2 protein-coding genes are annotated in these 2001 nt (G+C 54.3%); both read left to right on the top strand.

What is annotated here, in order from left to right:
• The coding region (gene qatC, locus GHC57_RS18955) for a Qat anti-phage system QueC-like protein QatC (protein WP_211369260.1) at positions 1 to 1170 on the top strand (1170 nt) is incomplete at its 5' end.
• Positions 1167 to 1919: a Qat anti-phage system TatD family nuclease QatD gene (gene qatD, locus GHC57_RS18950; protein ID WP_153347201.1), complete on the top strand. Its 753-nt coding sequence runs from the start codon at positions 1167 to 1169 to the stop codon at positions 1917 to 1919. The genes qatC and qatD, both read left to right, overlap by 4 nt.
• The last annotated feature ends 82 nt before the right edge of the window (positions 1920 to 2001 follow it).

The raw sequence follows: 2001 nt of genomic DNA, 5'->3' as shown, positions 1-2001 counted from the left end.
CCCGTGCAATCCTGGCATGCATCGCCGGACTTATCTCGCCCAAACAACCAGCATGCATATCTAACGCAAACTGAGCCTTCCGTTATTGCGGCAGATACGGCGGTCGGCCGAAGCAAGAGTCCAGACGGCTGGACTCGTGAACTTGATCTCCGTATCGCCGTGAGTGACCCCACCTTCTGGTCATCCCAAAAGGAGTTGTTAGAAAACCAGCTCCGCTTTCTGACAACGGATCTATGGACCTTGGAGTTCGTCGACGGAGGCGTCCTGCCCTCCCCCCCTTCAAAACGCAAACAAATCAGACCGGCTGAAGATTGTGTCTGCCTTCTCTCTGGTGGTCTGGACAGTCTCATTGGGGCCGCCGATTTAGCGGCAGACGGAAAGAAGCCCTATCTCGTCAGTCAGGTCTCCCCGGGAGACAAACAAAAGCAAGCCTATTTCGCTAGCAGGATGGCGGGCGGCCTCAGTCGTCTTGAGCTCAACCACAATGTTTCCTGCCCGTGGCAAAACGATCTTACGCAACGCGCGCGCTCCATTATTTTCCTCACCTATGGCGTACTACTGGCAACCTCCTTGGCACGCTACCATGATGGCCAGGATGTAACCCTGTATGTGTGCGAAAATGGATTCATATCGATCAATCCGGCCTTAACCACCGCGCGAGTGGGAAGCCTTAGCACTCGAACAACCCACCCCAACTTTATAAGCCAGTTCCAAACACTCCTGACGGCGGCCGACCTTAATGTGAAGATCGAAAACCCTTACCAATTCAAGACCAAAGGAGAAATGCTTCGGGAAGGCGCTGATCAGACTTTCCTAAAGAAGCATGCCGCACAAACAACGAGTTGTGGCCGCTTCGTCCGCAAGTATAAACATTGCGGCCGCTGCCTCCCATGCCTGATCCGACGTGCAGCATTCCATAAGTGGGGGGAAAAGGACACGACGGACTATGTCTATGACGACCTTTCGAAAAATGACGCCGAGCACGCCCGGTTCGATGATGTCCGCTCGGCAGCATTAGCCGTCGCAGAAGCAAACGCTCAAGGCTTTGAACGCTGGATCAGACCGCGGTTGAACGCCACCTCATTGGGCGACGCCACTCCCTATAGAGAGGTCGTTCGGCGGGGCCTGGATGAGCTCGACGATTTTCTGAAAACGGCCGGCGTGAAATGATCGATTTCCACTGTCACCTTGACCTGTTTCCCGATCCCGTCAGCGTTGCTGATCGCTGCGAAAAAGAGCAGATCTACGTACTTTCCGTTACGACTACACCGAGTGCTTGGTCCGGAACCAAGAAGCTTGAGCGCGCTCGCATCAGGACGGCTCTGGGTCTTCATCCCCAACTTGCACATCAGCGCAAAACAGAGCTGTCTCTATTCGACCGCCTGCTTCCTGAGACGCGGTACGTTGGGGAGATCGGTCTCGACGGTGCCCCTGAATTTAAGGAGCACTGGGACGACCAGCTCCGGGTATTCCGCCACATTCTTGAAGCCTGCTCCGATGCCGGTGGACGGATAATGTCGATCCATAGTCGTCGTGCGAGCCGAGCTGTTCTCGATGAGATCCAAACGCACCCTGATGCGGGCACACCCATTCTGCACTGGTTTTCAGGCAGTTTCCGCGAGTTGGATCAAGCAATCGAATGCGGCTGCTGGTTTAGTGTCGGACCGCCGATGTTGCGGAGCAAAAAGGGACGCACGCTTATTGAGAAGATGCCCAGAGATCGCATTCTAACTGAATCGGATGGTCCTTTTGCCCAGATCGGCGATCACCCGGCAATGCCTTGGGATACAGAGCTTGCCATTCAGGGCTTAGCCGACTTATGGGGATTAGAAATCACTAACACCAAAGGCATTATATTGAAAAACTTGGAACGTTTGTCGAAGACCTCGCCGCTCACAAAGATACCTGCCAAGAGTTAGCCGGTGGATTGAGCAACCTGAGGGATGGAAATTCGGTCTGAGGCGCTTCAGTCATCCCGGTTTTCCATGTTGATGTAGACGC

The organism is Roseospira navarrensis (genome assembly GCF_009601025.1).
GTDB classification, from domain to species: domain Bacteria; phylum Pseudomonadota; class Alphaproteobacteria; order Rhodospirillales; family Rhodospirillaceae; genus Rhodospira; species Rhodospira navarrensis.
Note: the sequence above shows the minus strand (reverse complement) of the source record. Positions and strands in the feature narration are given on the sequence as shown.